We start from the raw sequence: 797 nt of genomic DNA on the forward strand, positions 1-797 counted from the left end.
GCCGCACCCTCGCCTCCTCCAGCAGCCAGGAGCCCCAGGCCCCGCACTCCGGCGGGCGGGTAGCCGTATCCGCCCTGGGGGGCATGGGGTGCCGCGGGGCCCGGACCGCCGGAGTGCGGGGCCTGGGGCTCCTGGCTGCTGGAGGAGGCGAGGGTGCGGCTGCGCACTCGGTACAGACCGGTGTCCAGGTCGGGGGCCTTCTCCAGGGTGACCTTGATCGGTCCCATGAAGGTGTAGCGCTGCTGCTTGGCGTAGTCGCGCACCATTCCGGCCAGCTCGTCACCGAGCTGTCCGGAGTAGGGGCTGAGCCGCTCGTGGTCGGGCGTGCTCAGCTCCACGATGAAGTCGTTGGGCACGACGGTCCGGTCGCGGTTCCAGATCGTCGCGTTGTTGTCGCACTCCCGCTGGAGCGCGCCGGCGATCTCCACCGGCTGGACCTCGGACTTGAACACCTTGGCGAAGGTGCCGTTGACCAGACCTTCGAGACGCTGCTCGAATTTCTTCAGGACTCCCATGGGGCACCTCCTCCGTCGCTGCCGTTCTGCCGTGCCGTGCTCGGCTCGGCAGCCTCGCCGGTACTGCTCACTGATCGTATCTACGCGCCCGGCAATCAGCCGGTTCCCCCAGCGGACCCCCTTCGAACTCCTTCGGAGGAGGATCGTAGAGGTGGTCCTGGTCCAGTGTCCCGCACCTGGCGTCCGGTCCGGTCCCCCTGTGGATGAGATGGCCGGGACCGGTACGAGGTTGATACCTGAACAGCTTTGTCCACAGGGGCGGGGGTTGCGGAAGGTCCCGGC

General features: G+C 68.5%; 1 protein-coding gene. It reads right to left on the reverse strand.

All coding sequences use genetic code 11. The features are described 5' to 3' along the window. The coding region (locus tag CCN33_RS27330; protein WP_244173953.1) for a DUF3662 domain-containing protein at positions 1–515 on the reverse strand (515 nt) is incomplete at its 3' end. Positions 516–797 lie beyond the last annotated feature (282 nt).

This window comes from Streptomyces recifensis (assembly GCF_002154615.1).
Lineage (GTDB): Bacteria > Actinomycetota > Actinomycetes > Streptomycetales > Streptomycetaceae > Streptomyces > Streptomyces griseoluteus.